Source organism: Mycobacterium persicum (genome assembly GCF_002086675.1).
Taxonomy (GTDB): Bacteria; Actinomycetota; Actinomycetes; order Mycobacteriales; family Mycobacteriaceae; genus Mycobacterium; species Mycobacterium persicum.
Window position 1 is genome coordinate 20,240 of sequence record NZ_MVIF01000051.1, and the last position, 18,600, is coordinate 38,839.

General features: G+C 67.0%; 15 protein-coding genes. 6 read left to right on the forward strand and 9 right to left on the reverse strand.

What is annotated here, in order from left to right; all coding sequences use genetic code 11:
• Nucleotides 1-6: 6 nt before the first annotated feature.
• Nucleotides 7-1,188 carry a lysylphosphatidylglycerol synthase transmembrane domain-containing protein gene (locus BST40_RS16210; protein ID WP_075545185.1) on the forward strand — a complete coding sequence of 394 codons (1,182 nt, stop codon included), beginning with the start codon at nt 7-9 and terminating at the stop codon, nt 1,186-1,188.
• Between the two features lie 30 nt (nt 1,189-1,218).
• Here the strand turns inward: BST40_RS16210 and BST40_RS16215 are convergent, their stop codons facing one another.
• On the reverse strand, nt 1,219-1,818 hold the full coding sequence (locus BST40_RS16215; RefSeq protein ID WP_082275175.1) for a hemophore: 600 nt from the start codon (nt 1,816-1,818) through the stop codon (nt 1,219-1,221).
• Between the two features lie 242 nt (nt 1,819-2,060).
• On the opposite strand from BST40_RS16215, the gene BST40_RS16220 reads away from it, so the two are divergent.
• A complete protein-coding gene (locus tag BST40_RS16220; protein ID WP_083154805.1) occupies nt 2,061-5,093 on the forward strand; it encodes an MMPL family transporter in 3,033 nt (1,010 codons plus the stop codon).
• Nucleotides 5,090-5,608 (forward strand): hypothetical protein, encoded by a 519-nt coding sequence (locus BST40_RS16225; RefSeq protein WP_075545160.1) that lies wholly within the window; start codon nt 5,090-5,092, stop codon nt 5,606-5,608. Before BST40_RS16220 ends, BST40_RS16225 begins: the two co-directional genes overlap by 4 nt.
• Before the next feature lie 8 nt (nt 5,609-5,616).
• Here BST40_RS16225 and BST40_RS16230 read toward each other — a convergent pair whose 3' ends face one another.
• Both BST40_RS16230 and BST40_RS16235 read right to left on the reverse strand, forming a co-directional pair.
• Nucleotides 5,617-6,306: a hypothetical protein gene (locus BST40_RS16230; RefSeq protein ID WP_083154793.1), complete on the reverse strand. Its 690-nt coding sequence runs from the start codon at nt 6,304-6,306 to the stop codon at nt 5,617-5,619.
• A gap of 19 nt (nt 6,307-6,325) precedes the next feature.
• The gene (locus tag BST40_RS16235) at nt 6,326-6,964 is read right to left on the reverse strand and encodes a hypothetical protein (protein ID WP_083154795.1); all 639 of its coding nucleotides are present in this window, start codon (nt 6,962-6,964) and stop codon (nt 6,326-6,328) included.
• A 42-nt stretch (nt 6,965-7,006) separates the two neighbouring features.
• On the opposite strand from BST40_RS16235, the gene BST40_RS16240 reads away from it, so the two are divergent.
• Nucleotides 7,007-9,010 carry a M13 family metallopeptidase gene (locus BST40_RS16240; protein WP_083154797.1) on the forward strand — a complete coding sequence of 668 codons (2,004 nt, stop codon included), beginning with the start codon at nt 7,007-7,009 and terminating at the stop codon, nt 9,008-9,010.
• On the opposite strand, the gene BST40_RS16245 is transcribed toward BST40_RS16240, so the two are convergent.
• The 6 genes from BST40_RS16245 to ricR all read right to left on the reverse strand — a co-directional run bounded on the left by BST40_RS16245 (nt 9,007) and on the right by ricR (nt 16,011).
• On the reverse strand, nt 9,007-9,720 hold the full coding sequence (locus BST40_RS16245) for a hypothetical protein (RefSeq protein WP_075545156.1): 714 nt from the start codon (nt 9,718-9,720) through the stop codon (nt 9,007-9,009). The two genes, BST40_RS16240 and BST40_RS16245, sit on opposite strands and share 4 nt — an antisense overlap.
• Nucleotides 9,721-10,079: 359 nt before the next feature.
• Entirely contained in the window at nt 10,080-12,335 is a 2,256-nt protein-coding gene (locus tag BST40_RS16250) for a molybdopterin-dependent oxidoreductase (protein WP_075545155.1), read from the reverse strand.
• The gene (locus BST40_RS16255) at nt 12,332-12,919 is read right to left on the reverse strand and encodes a TetR/AcrR family transcriptional regulator (RefSeq protein WP_075545154.1); all 588 of its coding nucleotides are present in this window, start codon (nt 12,917-12,919) and stop codon (nt 12,332-12,334) included. The genes BST40_RS16250 and BST40_RS16255 overlap by 4 nt, the downstream gene beginning before the upstream one ends.
• A 261-nt stretch (nt 12,920-13,180) precedes the next feature.
• On the reverse strand, nt 13,181-14,194 hold the full coding sequence (locus BST40_RS16260) for a L,D-transpeptidase (protein WP_075545153.1): 1,014 nt from the start codon (nt 14,192-14,194) through the stop codon (nt 13,181-13,183).
• Nucleotides 14,195-14,333: 139 nt separating this feature from the next.
• A complete protein-coding gene (locus tag BST40_RS16265) occupies nt 14,334-15,572 on the reverse strand; it encodes an MFS transporter (RefSeq protein WP_075545152.1) in 1,239 nt (412 codons plus the stop codon).
• Between the two features lie 148 nt (nt 15,573-15,720).
• Nucleotides 15,721-16,011, reverse strand: coding sequence for a copper-sensing transcriptional repressor RicR (ricR, locus tag BST40_RS16270; protein WP_075545182.1), 291 nt, complete (start codon nt 16,009-16,011; stop codon nt 15,721-15,723).
• 123 nt (nt 16,012-16,134) lie between these two features.
• Here ricR and ilvD point away from each other — a divergent pair, with 123 nt between their 5' ends.
• Both ilvD and BST40_RS16280 read left to right on the forward strand, forming a co-directional pair.
• Nucleotides 16,135-17,829, forward strand: coding sequence for a dihydroxy-acid dehydratase (gene ilvD / locus BST40_RS16275; RefSeq protein ID WP_075545151.1), 1,695 nt, complete (start codon nt 16,135-16,137; stop codon nt 17,827-17,829).
• 104 nt (nt 17,830-17,933) lie between these two features.
• Nucleotides 17,934-18,600, forward strand: a 667-nt coding sequence (locus BST40_RS16280) for a PE family protein (protein WP_142276745.1), incomplete at its 3' end; no start/stop codon positions are given.

Sequence of the window (18,600 nt, forward strand, 5' to 3'; positions counted from 1 at the left end):
TATCCGGTGTCGCACGACGCCCCCGCCCGCAAGCTCGTCGACCGGCGCGAAGAGGCGCCGCGCGGCAAGTACTGGTGGCTGCGCTGGGTGGTCCTCGGCATCGTCGCAATCGTGCTTGCGGTCGAGGTGGCGCTGGTGTGGGACCAGCTGGCCAAAGCGTGGATGAGTATCTACCAGGCCAATTGGTGGTGGCTGGTGGCTGCCGTGGGGGCAGCGGCCGCGTCGATGCACAGCTTCGCGCAGATCCAGCGCACGCTGCTGAGATCGGCCGGTGTGCACGTCAAGCAATTGCGGTCCGAAGCCGCGTTCTATGCGGCGAACTCGTTGAGTACCACGCTGCCCGGCGGCCCGGTGCTGTCGGCGACCTTTCTGCTTCGTCAGCAACGCATTTGGGGTGCCTCGACCGTGGTGGCGTCCTGGCAGCTGGTGATGTCTGGGGTGTTGCAGGCCGTCGGACTGGCCCTGCTCGGGCTGGGCGGCGCCTTCTTCCTGGGCGCCAAGAACAACCCGTTCTCACTGCTGTTCACCCTCGGCGGTTTCGTCGCGTTGCTGCTGCTGGCCCAGGCGGTGGCGTCGCGGCCGGAACTGATCGAAGGAATCGGCAACCGGGTGCTGTCGTGGGTCAACTCGATTCGCGGTAAGCCAGCCGACACCGGTGTGGCGAAGTGGCGCGAAACGCTCATGCAGCTCGAGTCGGTCAGCCTGAGCCGGCGCGACCTCGCGGTGGCGTTCAGTTGGTCGCTGTTCAACTGGATCGCCGACGTGGCCTGCCTGGGCTTCGCCGCCTACGCCGCCGGTGACCACGCCTCGGTCGCCGGGCTGACGGTCGCCTATGCCGCCGCCCGGGCAGTCGGCACTATCCCGCTGATGCCGGGAGGCCTGCTGGTCGTGGAGGCGGTGCTGGTGCCCGGCCTGGTGTCCAGCGGCATGGCCCTGCCCAACGCCATCTCGGCGATGCTGATCTACCGGCTGATCAGCTGGCTGTTCATCGCCGCGATCGGCTGGGTGGTGTTCTTCTTCATGTTCCGAACCGAGAACGTCGCCGATTCGGATGCCGACGACCCGCCGACCGACCCCGAGCTGGGACGCATCCTCGGGGTCGGGCGCAGCGTTGCCGACGACCCGGCCGAAACCGCCCTGCAGGGCCCGTTGCCGCCGCCTGATCGTGACTCCACAGAAGGCCGGTGAGTCAGCCGAGGTGATTTCTGTGTCGCCGTTTCAACGGCCCCGGACCGGCCCGCCGGCCGCGGGCGGCTGGGTGCCTGCCGGCGGTTGGGTGCCTGCGGGCGCCCCGGAGGCGGGGGGCGCCCCGGCTGCCGGCGGCAAACCCGGCAACCCAGCTGCGCCCTGCGCGGCCTGCGCCAGGTTCAGCGCCTGCGGAAACGTGACCGGCAGCTTGCACTGCGTCGAAAGATTGGTCAGCGGATGCGCAAGCGACTGCAGGTCGCCGGCGGCCTTGGGGTTCCGCTCGAAGTAACCCTTCAGTGATGCCAAGGATCCCAACGATTCCGGTCCCGCCGGCTGCTGCAGTGCCGCGGTCACCGCCTGGTTGGTCTCCGGATGCGAGTCCAGGTAGTCGCCGGTTTGCTTGGCGACCGAGCCGATGGTCCTGGCCACTTCACTGGCCGCGCAGGGATCGGTCGCCCCGGTTGCCGAGGGTCCGGCCGGCATGACCAGCGCGGCCGCCGGCAACCCAACGGCGATCAAGGTGACGAACAACCCGCGCCGCGCAGCAGTACCTGTCCTGGCGAACGACCGCTTGCCAGCGTCGGATGCGGGCGCCGCGCCCGGCAGGCCACCACGTTCATGTGTCGACATCAGTTCCCCCGTCTAACCCGAGTTGCGGACTCCGAATGCCCGCACGGCCACGGACATCCTGCCACCTCCGGCGCGGGCGCCGTCAACACCGACGACCGGGGCCGGGGTTCGCCGCAGCATCGCAGTGCCGACATCGTTGCAGCTCAGCAACCAATAAGCCGACATAATTGATACGTGCCCTGCGGTAGGCTCGCGAGCACGCATTGCGAGAGAAATACCGGGAGAACAACATCCAGCAGTTCATGATGCGCCTGAGCCGCAACCTGCGCAGATTCCGGTGGTTGGTGTTCACAGGCTGGCTTCTCGCCTTGGTGCCGGCAGTTTATCTGGCCATGACGCAGTCGGGGAATCTCACCGGCGGCGGCTTCGAGGTAGCCGGATCGCAGTCGTTGCTGGTCCACGACGTCCTCGACGCTCAGTATCGCGACCAGGAAACGCCGTCGCTGGCGCTGGTGGCCACCCCCCGCCCGGATGCCAGCTTCTCCGACATCAACGACGCGGTCACCCGGCTGCGAAGCATCGCCGGCGAATTCCCCGGGGTAACGGAGGTGCCCAACCCCACGCAGCGGCCCCCGCAGCCCGACCGGCCATATGTGCTGTCGTTGCGGCTGGACGCCCGCAACGCCGGCACCAGCGACGTCGCTAAGAAGTTGCGCCAAAAAATCGGCGTGAAAGGCGACAAGCCCGGGCAAACGGCGGACGGCCGGGTGCGGCTGTATGTCATCGGGCAAGGTGCGCTCAGCGCCGCCGCGGCGGCCAACACCAAACACGACATCGCCGATGCCGAACGCTGGAACCTACCGATCATCCTGATCGTCCTGCTCGCCGTCTTCGGCTCGCTTGCCGCCGCCGCGATCCCCCTGGCCCTCGGTATCTGCACGGTCGTCGTCACCATGGGCCTGGTCTATCTGCTGTCGATGCACACCACCATGTCGGTCTTCGTGACCTCGACCGTGTCGATGTTCGGTATCGCGCTGGCCGTCGACTACTCCCTGTTCATCCTGATGCGCTTCCGCGAGGAACTACGTACCGGCCGTCGGCCGCAAGACGCCGTCGACGCCGCCATGGCCACCTCGGGGCTCGCGGTGGTGCTGTCCGGCATGACCGTGATCGCCTCACTCACCGGCATCTACTTGATCAACACCCCCGCACTGCGGTCGATGGCCACCGGGGCGATCCTCGCCGTCGCGGTGGCGATGCTGACGTCGGCCACGCTGACACCGGCGTTGCTGGCCTCCTTCGCCAGGGCGGCCGCCAAGCGATCGGCGCTGTTGCACTGGTCCCGGCGGCCGGAAAGCACGCAGTCCCGGTTCTGGGCTCGCTGGGTCGGGTGGGTGATGCACCGGCCCTGGATAACGGCGTTATCGGCATCGCTGGTGCTGCTGCTCATGGCGGCGCCGGCGACTCAGATGGTGCTGGGCAACAGCTTGCTGCGACAGTTCGACTCGTCGCACGAGATCCGGGCCGGGGTGTCGGCGGCCGCCCAGGCGCTCGGCCCGGGTGCGTTGGGCCCCGCTCAGGTGCTGGTCACGTTCCCCGACGGCGGCGCGTCCACCCCGGCACACAGCCAAACCATCGCGGCGATCCGTCAGCAGATGACACAGGCTCCCGATGTCGCGTCCGTGGCGCCGCCGAAATTCGCCGCCGACAACCGCAGTGCGCTGCTCAGTGCGGTGTTGTCGGTCGACCCCGAAGACATGGGCGCCCGGCACACCGTCGACTGGATGCGGACCCACCTGCCCCGAGCGGCCGACGGGGCCCGGATCGACGTCGGCGGACCGACTGCGCTGATCAAGGATTTCGACGACCGGGTGGCGGCGACCCAGCCGCTGGTGCTGGCGTTCGTGGCCCTGATCGCGTTCGTGATGCTGCTGGTCTCGGTGCACTCGGTGTTCCTGGCGCTCAAGGGCGTGCTGATGACGTTGCTATCGGTGGCCGCCGCGTACGGCAGTCTGGTCATGGTCTTCCAGTGGGGCTGGGCGGAGAAACTGGGCTTTCCCCACTTGAGTTCCATCGATAGCACCGTGCCGCCGCTGGTGCTGGCGATGACGTTCGGGTTGTCGATGGACTACGAGATCTTCCTGCTGACCCGGATCCGGGAGCGCTTCCTGCACACCGGCCAGACCCGGGACGCGGTCGCGTACGGGGTGAGCACCAGCGCGCGCACCATCACCAGCGCCGCGCTGATCATGATCGCGGTGTTCTGCGGATTCGCGTTCGCCGGCATGCCGCTGGTGGCCGAGATCGGCGTCGCCTGCGCGGTCGCCATCGCGGTAGACGCCACCATCGTGCGGCTGATCCTGGTACCGGCGCTGATGGCGATGTTCTCGCAGTGGAACTGGTGGCTGCCGCGGTGGCTGGCCCGCATGCTGCCGTCGGTCGACTTCGACCGGCCGCTACCCGAGGTCGACTTGGGCGACGTCGTGGTGATTCCCGACGACATCGCCGCCGCAATTGCCCCCAGCAGCGACCTGCGGATGCTGCTCAAGTCTGCGGCCAGGTTCAAACACCTTGCCCCCGAAGCGATTTGCGTCGCCGACCCGCTTGCCTTCACCGGCTGTGGACGCAGCGCCAAGGGACCCGAGCACGTTCCGGAACTGGTCCGGGACGGCGCCGACGTCGCCGTTTCCGCTACCGCTGCCTCGGCGGCGTCGGCCCCTGTGTCCGCCGCCTCCGCCAGGGCCGGCGGCCAGTCGGCGGCCAGCAAGGTCGGCCAGGCCTACCGCAACAGCCTCGCCCGGGCGATGTCGTGGGCCGAGCGTCCGGTTCATCCCGTCACCGTGTGGCGCGCGCGACTCGCGATCGCGCTCGACGCCCTGGAAACCGACGCCGCCGAGCGCGCCGCCGCGAAAAGCGGCACCGACCGGCCCCGGTTCGAGCGGCGCAGCCCCGTCGAGACCACCAACGTCCAGTTGCCCACCGGCGACCGGCTGCTGATCCCGACCGGGGCGGAAACGCTGCGACTCAAGGGCTACCTGATCATGAGCCGTAACAGCAGCCGCGATTATGCCGAATTTGCTGACATGGTCGAAGCAATGGAACCCGACACCGCGGCCGTGGTGCTGGCGGGAATGGACAGGTATTACTGTTGTCAGCCACTGGGTTCGCATTCGAGGCGGCAATGGATGGCCACCCAGCTGGTCCGCCGGCTCGCTGATCCGCACCCGTCTGATGTCGACGACGAGTGGCCCGACCCTGATGCCAGGGCAAACTGGGAGGAGGTCAGGCAACGCTGCCTGGCAGTGGCCGTAGCGATGTTGGAGGAGGCGAGGTGACGTTGGCCGCCGACCAGCGGAAACCGGTGCCCGCTCCGCCACCGCAACGGCCTGGGCGGGGATCCAGCGAACCCGGCACCGACCAGCCGGTGGAATTTTGGTCTACGGCCGCGATCCGCACCGCGCTGGAGAGCGGCGACATCGCCACCTGGAAGCGCATCGCCGCCGCGCTCAAGCGCGACCCGTACGGGCGCACCGCCCGTCAGGTCGAAGAGGTCCTTGGCGGAGTTCGGCCGTACGGCATCTCCAAGGCGCTGTCGGAGGTGCTGGACCGTGCCCGCATCCAACTGGAGGCCAACGAGCGTGCCGAGGTGGCCCGTCACGTAAAGCTGCTGATGGATCGATCGGGTCTGGGACAGCAGGAGTTCGCGTCGCGGATCGGTGTGCAGGTCGAGGACCTGACCTGCTACCTCGACGGCAGCGTCAGCCCGTCCGCCTCGCTGATGATTCGGATGCGACGGTTGTCGGACCGGTTCGTCCGGGTGCGCAACACGCGCGCGGCCGACACCAACTGAGGCCCGGCCTATCGGGAATTGATCGGCGTCACGTCGAGTACCAGCCAGTCATTACCGCGCTTGGTCAGCGTTACCCGGACCGCCGGCGCCGCCTGACTCGGGGGTTGACCGGGCGAGTTCTGGGTGACCCGCAGAATCACCGCCACGCTGGCGTCCGCGGGCCCGAGCGCCTCCACTCCAGCCGACAGCGTCGCGGCCTGCGCGGTGACCTTGCGCTGCACCAGGTCGGCACTGGACTTGGCATATTGCTCCTTGAACGCTTGCACCCGGTCCGGGACCATCATCGCCGCGGCCCGGTCCACGGAGGCGTTCGGCGCAGTCGGCGAGAACGACGCCACCGCCTCGGCCATCCCGGTGGCGACCTGTACCACCGTTCGGGAGTCGCGATTGAACTCGCGATCCGGCGTGGTCCAGTGGGTATATCCGGTCAGCACCGAGGCCACCAGTGCGGCCGTGCACAAGAACACCACGGCCAGGCGCAGCCCCGGCGCGTCGTCGTCGGTGCCTACGGTGACGGCATCACGGCGAAACAGCCAGAAATTGACCGCCACACCCTCGGCGATCAGCAGCACCAACACCGAGCACGCCGAAATCCACCACCACGGCCAGCCGAGCACGAATCCGATCACCAGTAGCGCCATGGCGGCCACCAGCGGCGCCACGACGTCGAATACGGCCAGCCGCCACGCGTTTCTCATCGGGATCTCATCGGGTTCGTCATCGGATCGACTCCAGCCCGGAGATCATCAGCTTGCCGTCCACCTCGGAGACGTCGATCCGCAGATTCCAGTGCACCGTCTGGGGCTTGGCACCGGCGTTCTCGGCGACCGACGTCGCCACCAACAGCACCGAGTCGGTCCGGGTGGCAAAGGGCGGCAATTTGGTGGTCACCACCGGCCGGGCGCTGCCGGGCTGGGTATCCAGGTCGTGGTGCACCGTTTCGATCGCCACCGCCTCGATCCGGCCGCTGCTGCGCGTCTGCAACTTCTCCACCACCTGCCGATAGGGCTGCACGGCGGCGTCGAAATCGGTGTTGAGCTGTCCGACCGTTCCGTCGTGCAGCCGCTGCAGGCTGGAGTCGACGTTGCCGGCGTTCATGTTGATCAGCACATCGGTCCACTCGGCGGCCGCGCGCATGACCCGACTCAGATACCCGCGCTCGGCGACCTCGTCACGATGTGACGACCAGATGAGGACGCCGAGCACGACCGCGGCCACCGACAGCACACCGAGAACGGTCGAGGCGATGCCGTAGTTGGAGAACATCGCGGCCCGCGCCGACTCCGGTTCGTCGGGCTCCGGAGTCGCATCGCCGGAGTCGTCGGCCTCATAGACATCAGCATCCTCGTCGGGCATGGCCCGATCGTCGCACCCGATAAGGGGTGGAAGGATGGCGGGGTGACAGTAGAGGCCATCCGCTCCGGTATCGACCTGAGCTACGTCGACGCCGATGCCCGCCCGCAAGACGACCTGTTCGGCCATGTCAACGGCCGCTGGCTCAAGGAACACCGGATACCGGCGGACCGGGCGATCGACGGCGCCTTCCGGCAGCTGTTCGACCGCGCCGAAGAGCAGGTACGCGACCTGATCGTCGAAGCCAGCCAAGCCTGTGCACAAGGCGCCGTGACCGGCGGCGACGAGCAGCGCATCGGCGACCTGTACGCCAGCTTCATCGACGAGGACGCCGTCGAACGCCGCGGTCTGCAACCCCTGCACGAGGAGCTGGCCACCATCGACGGCGCCACCGACCGCGTCTCCTTGGCCGCCGTCATCGGCGCCCTGCAACGCACCGGCATGGGCGGTGGTATCGGATTCTATGTGGACACCGACTCCAAGGACTCCACCCGTTACCTGCTGCACTTCTCCCAGTCCGGCATCGGCCTGCCCGACGAGTCCTACTATCGCGACGAACGGCATGCCGCGGTGCTGGCCGCCTACCCCGGCCACATCGCGCGGATGTTCAGCTTGGTGTACGGCGACACCCCCGAGGACCGGGCCGCCCACGCCGATATCGCGGCCCGCATCGTGGCGCTGGAGAGCAAGGTGGCCGCCGCCCATTGGGACGTGGTCAAGCGCCGTGACGCCGAGCTCACCTACAACCTGCGCACCTTCGCCGACCTGCAGGTGGAGGGCGCCGGCTTCGACTGGGAGGGCTGGGTCACCGCGCTGGGCAGCACGCCACAGGCGCTCTCGGAATTGGTAGTGCGACAGCCCGATTATCTGCACGCGTTCGCGGCGCTGTGGAACAGCGAAGACCTCGACGACTGGAAGTATTGGGCGCGTTGGCGATTGATCCGCTCCCGGGCCCCCTGGCTGACCCGCGACCTGGTCGATCAGGACTTCGAGTTCTACGGCCGCAGGCTGACCGGCGCCGAGCAGATCCGGGAGCGCTGGAAGCGGGGCGTGGCCCTGGTGGAGACGCTGATCGGCGATGCAGTCGGAAAGCTTTATGTGCAAAGGCATTTCCCGCCGGGAGCCAAGGCCCGCATCGACGAGCTGGTGGCCAACTTGCAGGAGGCGTACCGGGTCAGCATCGGCGAGCTGGAGTGGATGACCCCGCAAACCCGGCAGCGGGCACTGGCCAAGCTGGGCAAGTTCACCGCCAAGGTCGGTTACCCGGTCAAGTGGAAGGACTACTCCACGCTGGTGATCGACCGAAACGACCTCTACGGCAACTTCCGGCGCGGTTACGCGGTCAACCACGACCGCGAGCTGGCCAAGCTCGGCGGACCGGTCGACCGCGACGAGTGGTTCATGACACCCCAGACGGTCAACGCCTACTACAACCCCGGGATGAACGAAATCGTCTTCCCGGCAGCCATTTTGCAACCGCCGTTCTTCGATGCCGAAGCCGACGACGCCGCCAACTACGGTGGCATCGGCGCGGTGATCGGGCACGAGATCGGACACGGCTTCGACGACCAGGGGGCCAAGTACGACGGCGACGGCAACCTGGTCGACTGGTGGACGGATGATGACCGCGCCGAATTCGCCACCCGCACAAAGGCGTTGATCGAGCAATACGAGACGTACACGCCACGGGATCTCGATGCCGGCCACCATGTGAACGGCGCGTTCACCGTCGGGGAGAACATCGGCGATCTGGGTGGGCTGTCCATCGCGCTGCTGGCCTACCAGCTGTCCCTGAACGGCGAGCCCGCTCCGGTCATCGACGGCCTTACCGGCGTGCAGCGGGTGTTCTTCGGGTGGGCTCAGGTGTGGTGCACCAAAGCGCGTGAGGCTGAGGCGATCCGGCGACTGGCCGTCGATCCGCATTCCCCGCCGGAATTCCGGTGCAACGGCGTGGTGCGCAACATCGACGCCTTCTACGAGGCTTTCGACGTCACCGAGGGCGATGCGCTATTCCTGGAACAGCAGAGCAGGGTCAGAATCTGGAGTTAAACGTCGATTCGCGATATTCCAGGCGCGCGTGGTGCGCCAGCGATTGCAGAAGCCTCACTGACGTATTGCGCGTCACCATCCCGTCTTTCTCTTGATTCGGCCAGACCTTCAGCCACCTCGGCCGCCCCTCTAAGCAAAATATGCGATACCAACGCCGCCATCAGTACGTAACCGAACCATAGCGGGTAATTCAATATGTATGCCAGCATGAAATAGGAGAACGTCAAGAACTTGATGACTACACTACTCGCCCTGGCCAGGCTGGATGCATAAATTGTGCGGCCGATGGAAGTTCTCATCGTCGACGAGGTGCCTTTCGCGGCCATGAATGCATCTGCTACTGAATGCCTGGCTATGACGATGAGCACGATGTAGAACGGAATCAAATGAAGGCCGAGAAAGAGCGTCCAGAGTGCGTACTCTGTTATTCGGTCACCGGCGATGTCGATCCTGGGTCCTAATGGGAATCGCTGCTCAATCTTCCGCCTTGCCTTCTGTATCGCCTCACTATCGCTCGGATCTCCGATGATGTAGCGCGCATAAGCGATGAGGCCGAGCTTGCGGTCACTGTGCTGCCGCAATGCCAAATACCCGTCGACGCCGTCCAGCGTCAGCGATATCGCCAACAGGATGATCGGGATCGCCGGATGCACTCGCAGAACTACCAGATAGAGAACAACGAAAAGGATGAGCAACCGCAGCACCGTCACCTGGTCCGCGGTCCTGATGAGGTGTGAGCGCGGTCGTGCCGAGTGACGAACTGGCGCTGCCCAAGTCGTTGACGCCGGTGTTGGAGCCGCAGATCTCGCACTCTCCATGGCTACTTCCCGAGTAGATCCACCAAAATTTTGGGTGCCCGAATACGAGTTACTGCATTCGAGCGCACCCCGACGCCACCATCCCGACGTCGCCACGCCAAGAGTGCCGAGCCGAGGTTGGGCAAGGATGCAACGATTGTGAAATCCCATGGCAGCGGCCTAACGAACCGAACCGGAACTGCTTGAGGCATGCGCCGGCCGGTGATTTGCGCTGCCTGGACGATTCGATGGGCTGCGGCCACCAGACGTGGTTAACCCGGCGGTACGAGTGGTGCCCCGGTTCGGCACGCCTCGATGCGCGCCGGCACATGTTTGTGCCACGGTGTGCCGGCATAGGGGTCACGCCACCGCGTCGAGGTCAGCGTGTTCGGGGCGACGCCCGGGGTGCGTAGCTGGCCGTCGTCGTCGGTGTAGTCCAGCCCAAAGCCGTTGGGCAGGGCGGCATGTCCGGGCAGCATCGTCTCGGTGATCTCGACGGTCGCCTCAGCGCTGCCGGCCGCGGTGGTGATGCGGGCTCGGCCGCCGTCGACCAGTTCGAGGACCTGGGCGTCTTCGACGCTGACCCGCAGCGCCCCGTCGGCGTCGCGCTTACGCCAGGACGGGTCGCGGAAGATGTCGTTGGCGGTGTAGGCGCGGCGCTCGCCCACCGACAGCACGATCGGCAACTCCGGCGTCGTCAAAGCCATCGAAGTGTGGGCCAATGACCTTATCTCGTCCAGCATTTCGGGGATTTCCAGGGCGATCTTGTGGTCGGCGTGGCTGATCAACGCGAAGTCGTCCGGGTAGTCGTGCGCGGTGAAGGTGACCCCGGATCGGCCGGATAGGATCGCGTCGAATAAGGCGTTGCCGTCAGCGTGCCCGGCGCGCCGGACGGCGTCGGGATAGGTCATCGCGGTTTTCTGGGCAAGCCCCCACAACGCCGCCGCCCCCGCCAGCCCGTCCGGTAGCGTGGGGCCGAGGGTTTCGTAGAGCACGTAGGGAAGCAGTTTGGCCACAGTCGGATTGGTCGCCACCGCGCTGAGAAACGCCTGGGTGTAGGCTTGGCGGCCTTGCTGCGCCGCCTCGCGCAGCGGCCGCAGATCCGCGTCGTCGACAACATCCAACGCGCGCACCAGCCGTGACCAGATTTCCGGTTCCGGCAACGTTCCCGGCAGCGGTTCCAGTATCGGGTGGCGCAGGTGCACCGCGTTGTGCGGGAACTCAAAGTTGAAAAAGGTCGCTTCGACCTTCTCGAACTGCGACGACGCCGGCAGCACGTAATGGGCCAGCCGCGCGGTTTCGGTCATCGCGACGTCGACGACCACCAGCAGTTCCAACGTTGCGAAGGCCTCCCTGCAGGCCGCCGAATCAGCAAGGGAATGAGCTGGATTGGCACTTTCGACGATCATGGCCCGGAAACGGTCCGGGTGGTCGGTCAGGATCTCTTCCGGCACGACATTGCCCGGAACCAGTCCGGCGATGATAGGGGCGCCGGTGACCGGCGTGCGTCCGGATATCGCGCTGAACAGTGGCGCGAACGACGAATGCAGATGCTGGCCACCCTTTTTCGCGAAGTTGCCGGTGAGGATCCACAGCATCTTGTTCAGGTACGAACACAGCGTGCTGTTGGGCGCCTGCTGGACGCCGAGGTCCTCGAACACCGAGACGCTGCCCGCGGTGCCGATCCGCCGGGCCGCCGCTCGCAACAATTTCTCGTCCACGCCGCAGCGTTGCGCGTAGTCGGCGACGGGAACCTCGCGCAGTACGGTGCGCACGGCGTCGGCGCCGTGCACGTGTTCGCTGAGAAATGTTTCGTCGCAAAGGTTTTCCTGAACCAGAACGGCCGCCAATGCCGCCATGCACCAGGCGTCGGCGCCGGGCCGCACCCGCAGATGAAAGTCGGCCATCTTGGCCGTGTCGGTGACGACGGGATCGATCACGATCATCGATCGGGCCGGGTCTTTGGCGATGTCGTTGAGCACCACTCGGGCTCGCGGGAAGCTCTGCGACATCCACGGATTCTTGCCGACGAACACCGATACCTCGGCGTGCTCGAATTCGCCGCGCGTGTGGCCGCCATATAGCTGCCAATCGATCCATGCTTCTCCGGTCTTTTCCTGCGCCAGGGCATTTGACCGGTAGCGCGCACCCAACGCCTTCAGGAATGCGCCGCTGTAGGCGCCGCCGAGATGGTTGCCCTGCCCGCCACCACCGTAATAGAAGATCTTGTCGCCGCCGTAGATATCACGGATCCGCTTGAACCCGTCGGCGATTTCGACAATGGCCGTGTCCCAGTCGATTTCCTCGTAGGTCCCGTCCGATCGGCGGCGCAGCGGCGAGCTCAGCCGGCCGCGGTGGTTCTGGTAGTGGTCCAGGCGCAACGCCTTGTTGCAGGTGTACCCGCGGGAGGCCGGATGCGCTTTGTCGCCGCGGATGCGGGCCAGTTTGCGGTCCGCTACCTGCACCACGATGCCGCAGTTGCACTCGCAGAGGATGCACGCAGTGGACTGCCAATCGGTGGTGGTCATTGCGGTTTCCCTTCCGGCAGCTCGGCCAGTAGCAGGTGGTGCAACTGGCGGTGAACCGACTCGAGCGGTGTCAGGTCACGCCGTACCCGGGCCAGCAGCAGCGCGCCTTCCAGCGCCGACACCGCCAGCATCGCCAATTCGTTTGCCCGGGCGGCCGAGATGCCGTCGCTGACAAAGCGCTGCGCGAGCAGCTCCGACCAGCGGTCGAACACCGTCGCCGCGTGCTCGATCACCGGCGCCATTCGCTCGCCGTCGGCGCCCTCGCCGGCTTCGACCGCCACCGCCGCGATGGGACAGCCCGCACGGAAGTCACTGGCGAGCAACTGCTCGCGGTACCAGCCGATCAGCGTGTCCAGCAGCTCGAGGCTGCCGCGGGGTTCGCCGATGATGGCCGCGACGTGCTCACCGGCGTAGTCGATGGCCTCGCACAGCAACTGGGTCCGCCCGCCCGGGAAGTAGTGGTAGGCCGACCCGCGCGGCGCCCCACTGTGCTGCAGCACATCGGAGATGGCGGTGGCGCGTGCGCCACGCTCCCGGATCAGCAGCGCGGCAGAGACGACCATGCGTTCGCGCGGACTTCGCATGGCTGCTCCTCGGGCCGGGACTGTCTATGTATGTTGATATACATAATGCGGCCGCGCAAGGGGCGGCCTGCCACGGGTTTGGCAGGGGCTCCCCGGCGATTGGACGCGCGAGTCTGCATCCAGTGCGTCCAGCCTGCACTCAGAGCGGCGCGGACTGCGATCTCGCCGCCCTGAGCGCAGAATGAAAACCTGACCCGGTTCGGGCAGCGCCAAACCCGCGTGAGCCGTTACCGATCCGCGGCCGGCCTGCCCGCGCAGCTCTTAGATCTGCCAGTCCTGAGCGCCGTCGTTCTTGTTGTAGGTCCCCACGGAGTTCTTCACGACTACCGGGTCCCCACTGCCGAAGTTGTCGTAGAACCACTTGGCGTTGGCGGGACTGAGGTTGATGCAGCCGTGGCTGACATTGCGCTTGCCCTGATCACCTACCGACCACGGCGCGCTGTGCACGAAGTTTCCGCTGTTGTCGATCCGGACGGCATCGGAAACGGTCACCTTGTAACCCTGCGGCGAATTGACCGGGACTCCATACGTGGAGGAATCCATCACCACCGTGGGCATCTTCTCAAGCACGTAATACGTGCCGTTCGGAGTCTGGTGGTTGCCGGCCGCCATCCCCATCGACATCGGGAAGCTCTGCTGCACCACGCCGTTGCGGGTGATCGTCATCTGGTGGGTGGCGTCGTCGGCGGTGGCCACCAACGAATCACCAGTACGGAAGCTCGACTTGGTGCCGGCCGCGTCGATATTCACCGCCGTGTTGGCCGGCCAGAACTGCAGCGGGCGCCACCGAACTTGGGTGGGACTCATCCAATAGAACTTGCCGGGCACCGGCGGGATCGACGAAATGTGGATGGCGCTTTCAGCCATCGGGCGGTCGGCGATGGGCACCTGGAAATTGATGATGATCGGTTTGGCCACCCCGACCATCGCGCCGTTGACGGGGTTGAACGTCGGCGGCCGGAATGGCGGATCGCCGACAAACGGCGTCGGATCCTGCCCAGCGACCGGGCCGGCGGCGGCAGGTATCGCCAGCGGGTCGGGCGGCGGTGCAAGCGGGTCGGGCGCCGGAGGCAGGGCCAGCGGGTCGGGTGCGGGAGCCCCCGGGTCGGCAGGCTGAGCCGGCGCGACCACTTCCGGGTCGCCGGGCACCTGATCCGGGTCCGCAAGTGCGGGGCCGGCGCCCAACAACAACACCGAAACCACCCCGGCCACGTTCACCGCGGCGAAGAGCCTTGCCCCCCTGCCCCCCTTGCGGGCCCTCGTCCAGCGCGACATATGTCATCCCTCCGGTCACGTCCTGGCCCCCAGTGTGGCATAGCGCAGCGGCTGTTTTCCGGTCCCGCAGCCGCCCGGCACCACCCCAGCTACTCGGTTCACGCCGTTGACCTGCAGCCTTATTGAAGGGTGTGAAGTTTCACGGGGCCGCCTCATCCGCAGCCTCGAAGACGCGCCGAGCCGCCGTCATCCCCACCAACGCGACGCCCATCAAGATCGCCGATGCGGTGAGCATTAGCGCCACATTCCGCTCGTACAACAGTCCACCGGCCAGCGAGCCGGCCATGATGCCCAGCTGAAACGCCGTCACATACAGCCCGGATGCCCCGTCGGGGTCGTCGGACCCGCTGCGCATCGCCGCCGATTGCAGCATCGGCGACACCGCGGTGGCAGCCGCTCCCCACAGCACGATCGCCCCGGTTCCGACGACCAGTGTCGTCACCGGCGCGCGGCCACCGCCGAACGCCAGCCCCGTCAGCACGACGAACGCGACGGTCAGGCCCGCGACACAGACAATCATCGCGCCCTTGGGCCGGCGGTCCAGCGGGCGCGCCATCAGAGCCACCGCGATCACACCGGCGATCCCATAGGCGGCCAGCAGCCAGGCCTGATTCGGCCCGTGCACGCCGACGACTTGCCGGATGACCACCACGATGTAGGTGTACGAGACGAAATGGCCGGTGACGCCGATCATGGTGATCAGGCTCACGATGATCAGCGCGCGATTGCGGTGGTGGCGCGATCGCGGACCGACGTGCCGCAACTGGTCGGCGCTGAGTACGAGTTCGGGCAACAGCAGCCGGGCCGCCACAGTGACCGCGGCAGCCGCCACGGTGACGCACACCGCCGCCAGCCGCCAGCCCCACATCAGACTCAACGCGGCCGTCAGTGGACTGCCCACCACCAGCGCCAGGCTGGTTCCGATGTAGATCGACGTGGTGGCGCGTCCGGCGTGGCTGGGGGGCACCAGCCGGGTGGCGATCGGTGCGATGACCGACCACAGCAAGCCGTGGGTGACCGCACACAGCACCCGCCCGCCGGCCAACACCGCGAAGTTCGGCGCCAGCGCCGAGATCAGCTGCGAAACGGTCAGGCAGACGAGGGCGACCACCAGGGTCCGCCGCCGCGGCCAATGCGCCGTCCAGCGCACCAGCGGAACCGTCGTCAGCGCCGCGACCAGGGCATACCACGACAGCAGCGTTCCCACCAGGACGACACTGATGTTCAGGTTTCGCGCGATCGCCGACAGGGCGCCCACCGGCAGGATCTCGGCGGTGACATACACGAAGGCCGCCGCGGCCAACACAGCCAACTGCGCGGCGACCCGCGGTGTCCAGGGTCCGCCGGCAGGGGCAACGGTTCGGGTCTCGGCAGTCATGGCGGTGACATCTATCGGCATTCAGTGGCCGCGCATCGCCCGCGCACCGCGGTAGTGCGTCGTGACGATCACGCTGCACTCACCGTACGCACCGCCGCCGCGCCTTCACACGAATTGCGGGTCAACACGCCCGTGCGCGGACGCGCGCTCAGGAACGAACGAGTCGAGCGATGGCTGCGGAGGCTTCGGCGAGCTTGCTGTCGGCTTCGGTGCCACCCTCAGCAACGGCACGGGTGACGCAGTGGTTCAGGTGTTCGTCGAGCAGATTCAGCGCCACCGATCTCAGCGCACTGTTGACGGCGCTGATCTGGGTGAGCACGTCGATGCAGTACTTGTCCTCTTCGATCATGCGCGCGATTCCGCGCACCTGACCCTCGATGCGCCGCAGCCGTTTGGCGTAATTGTCCTTCTGCTGCGAATAGCCGTAGTCGGTTGTCATCATTCTCCCAACGATCGGACGCCCCAGCTCTGCGGAAATCTCCGATCGGGCTGCCGTAAATCCTAGATGCTACCTCATACCCTAGCGGGGTATCAGGTAGGGTGCCACGAGCATACTTGGACGATGCCCGAAGCCGACATCAAGCCCCGCAGTCGTGACGTCACCGACGGCCTGGAGAAGGCCGCTGCCCGCGGCATGTTACGGGCAGTAGGCATGGGGGACGAAGACTTCGCCAAGCCGCAGATCGGGGTGGCATCGTCGTGGAACGAGATCACGCCGTGCAACCTTTCGCTGGACCGGTTGGCCAAGGCGGTCAAGGAAGGGGTGTTCGCCGCGGGCGGCTATCCCCTTGAGTTCGGGACGATCTCGGTGTCCGACGGCATTTCGATGGGACACGAGGGGATGCACTTCTCGCTGGTGTCGCGCGAGGTGATCGCCGACAGCGTCGAGACCGTGATGCAGGCCGAGCGGCTGGACGGCTCGGTGCTGCTGGCCGGGTGCGACAAGTCGCTACCCGGAATGCTGATGGCCGCCGCCCGCCTGGACCTGGCGGCGGTGTTCCTGTATGCGGGCTCGATTCTGCCCGGGTTGGCCAAGCTCTCCGACGGCAGCGAGCGCGAGGTCACCATCATCGACGCCTTCGAGGCGGTCGGCGCGTGCGCGCGCGGACTGATGAGCCGGGAGGACGTCGACGCCATCGAGCGGGCGATCTGCCCCGGCGAGGGAGCCTGCGGCGGCATGTACACCGCCAACACCATGGCCAGCGCCGCTGAAGCGCTGGGCATGTCGTTGCCGGGCAGCGCGGCGCCGCCGGCCACCGACCGTCGCCGCGACGGGTTCGCACGCCGCAGCGGGCAGGCCGTCGTCGAACTACTGCGCCGCGGCATCACCGCCCGCGACATCCTCACCAGAGAAGCCTTCGAGAACGCGATTGCCGTGGTGATGGCGTTCGGCGGCTCGACCAACGCCGTGCTGCACCTGCTGGCCATCGCCCACGAAGCCGGCGTCGAGCTGGCGCTGGACGACTTCAACCGGATCGGCTCGAAAGTGCCGCATCTGGCCGATGTCAAGCCATTCGGCCGCCACGTGATGTCGCACGTCGACCACATTGGCGGGGTGCCGGTGGTCATGAAAGCACTGCTGGATGCCGGTCTGCTGCATGGCGATTGCCTGACGGTAACCGGTCAGACGGTGGCCGAGAACCTGGCCGCCGTCGCCCCGCCGGACCCGGACGGCAAAGTCCTGCGCGCGCTGAGCAACCCCATCCACCCGACCGGCGGGATTACCATTCTGCGCGGATCGCTGGCGCCGGAGGGTGCGGTGGTCAAGACCGCCGGTTTCGATTCCGAGGTATTCGAAGGTGTGGCAAGGGTTTTCGATGGTGAACGGGCCGCGCTGAACGCCCTCGAGGACGGCACCATCACCACGGGCGACGCGGTGGTGATCCGCTACGAAGGCCCCAAGGGTGGGCCCGGGATGCGAGAAATGCTCGCCATCACCGGAGCGATCAAGGGCGCGGGGCTGGGCAAAGACGTGCTGTTGCTGACCGACGGCCGGTTCTCGGGCGGTACCACCGGCCTGTGCGTCGGCCACATCGCGCCCGAAGCCGTCGACGCGGGGCCGATCGCCTTCCTGCGCGACGGCGACCGGATCCGGCTCGACGTCACCAGCCGCACCCTCGACGTGCTCACCGACCCCGACGAATTCGCGGCCCGGCAACAGGATTTCACTCCCCCACCCCCGCGCTACAAGACCGGCGTCCTGGCCAAGTACGTCAAGCTGGTCGGCTCCGCCGCCGGCGGCGCGGTCTGCGGGTAGCCACCCCCGTTCGAGCCACAACCCGGGTTCGCGGCGATAGCATCGGGCAATCCATCGCTTCGTGACTGCCGGGCGATGGTTTCGTGAGTACAGCGAGGTGCCCGATGACGTATGTCCTGGTCTCACCGGAAATCATGGCCTCGGTGGCGGCCGATGTGCACAATATCGGCGCGTCGCTGGCCAACGGGAATGCAGCAGCGGCCGCCACGACGACGAATGTGGCCAGCGCGGCGGCCGACGAGGTGTCGACCGCCATCGCGACGTTGTTTTCCCAGTACGCGAAGAACTACCAGGTAGTGGCCGGGCAGGCGGCGGCATTCCACGATCAGTTCACCAACACCCTGCTGGCGGGCGCGAATTCGTACGTTTCCGCCGAGGCCGCCACTGTGGCAGACGTCCTGCTGGGAGTCGTCAACGCGCCCACCCAGGCGCTGCTGGGCCGCCCGCTGATCGGCAACGGCGCCAACGGGACCACCGTCAACGGCGTGGGAACCCCAGGCGGACCCGGCGGGCTCCTGTACGGCAACGGCGGCAACGGCGGGGCGAGCACCAACCCGGGGGCAATCGGCGGCGCCGGTGGATCCGCCGGCCTGATCGGCAACGGCGGCATCGGCGGCCAAGGCGGACCCGGCGGGACGGGCGGCGCCGGCGGCGGCGCCGGGTTCCTGTTCGGCACGGGCGGCACGGGCGGCACCGGCGGCGCAGGTACCACCGGTTTGGCCGGTGCCACCGGCGGCGTGGGCGGCGACGGCGGGGCGGGTGGCACCGCGG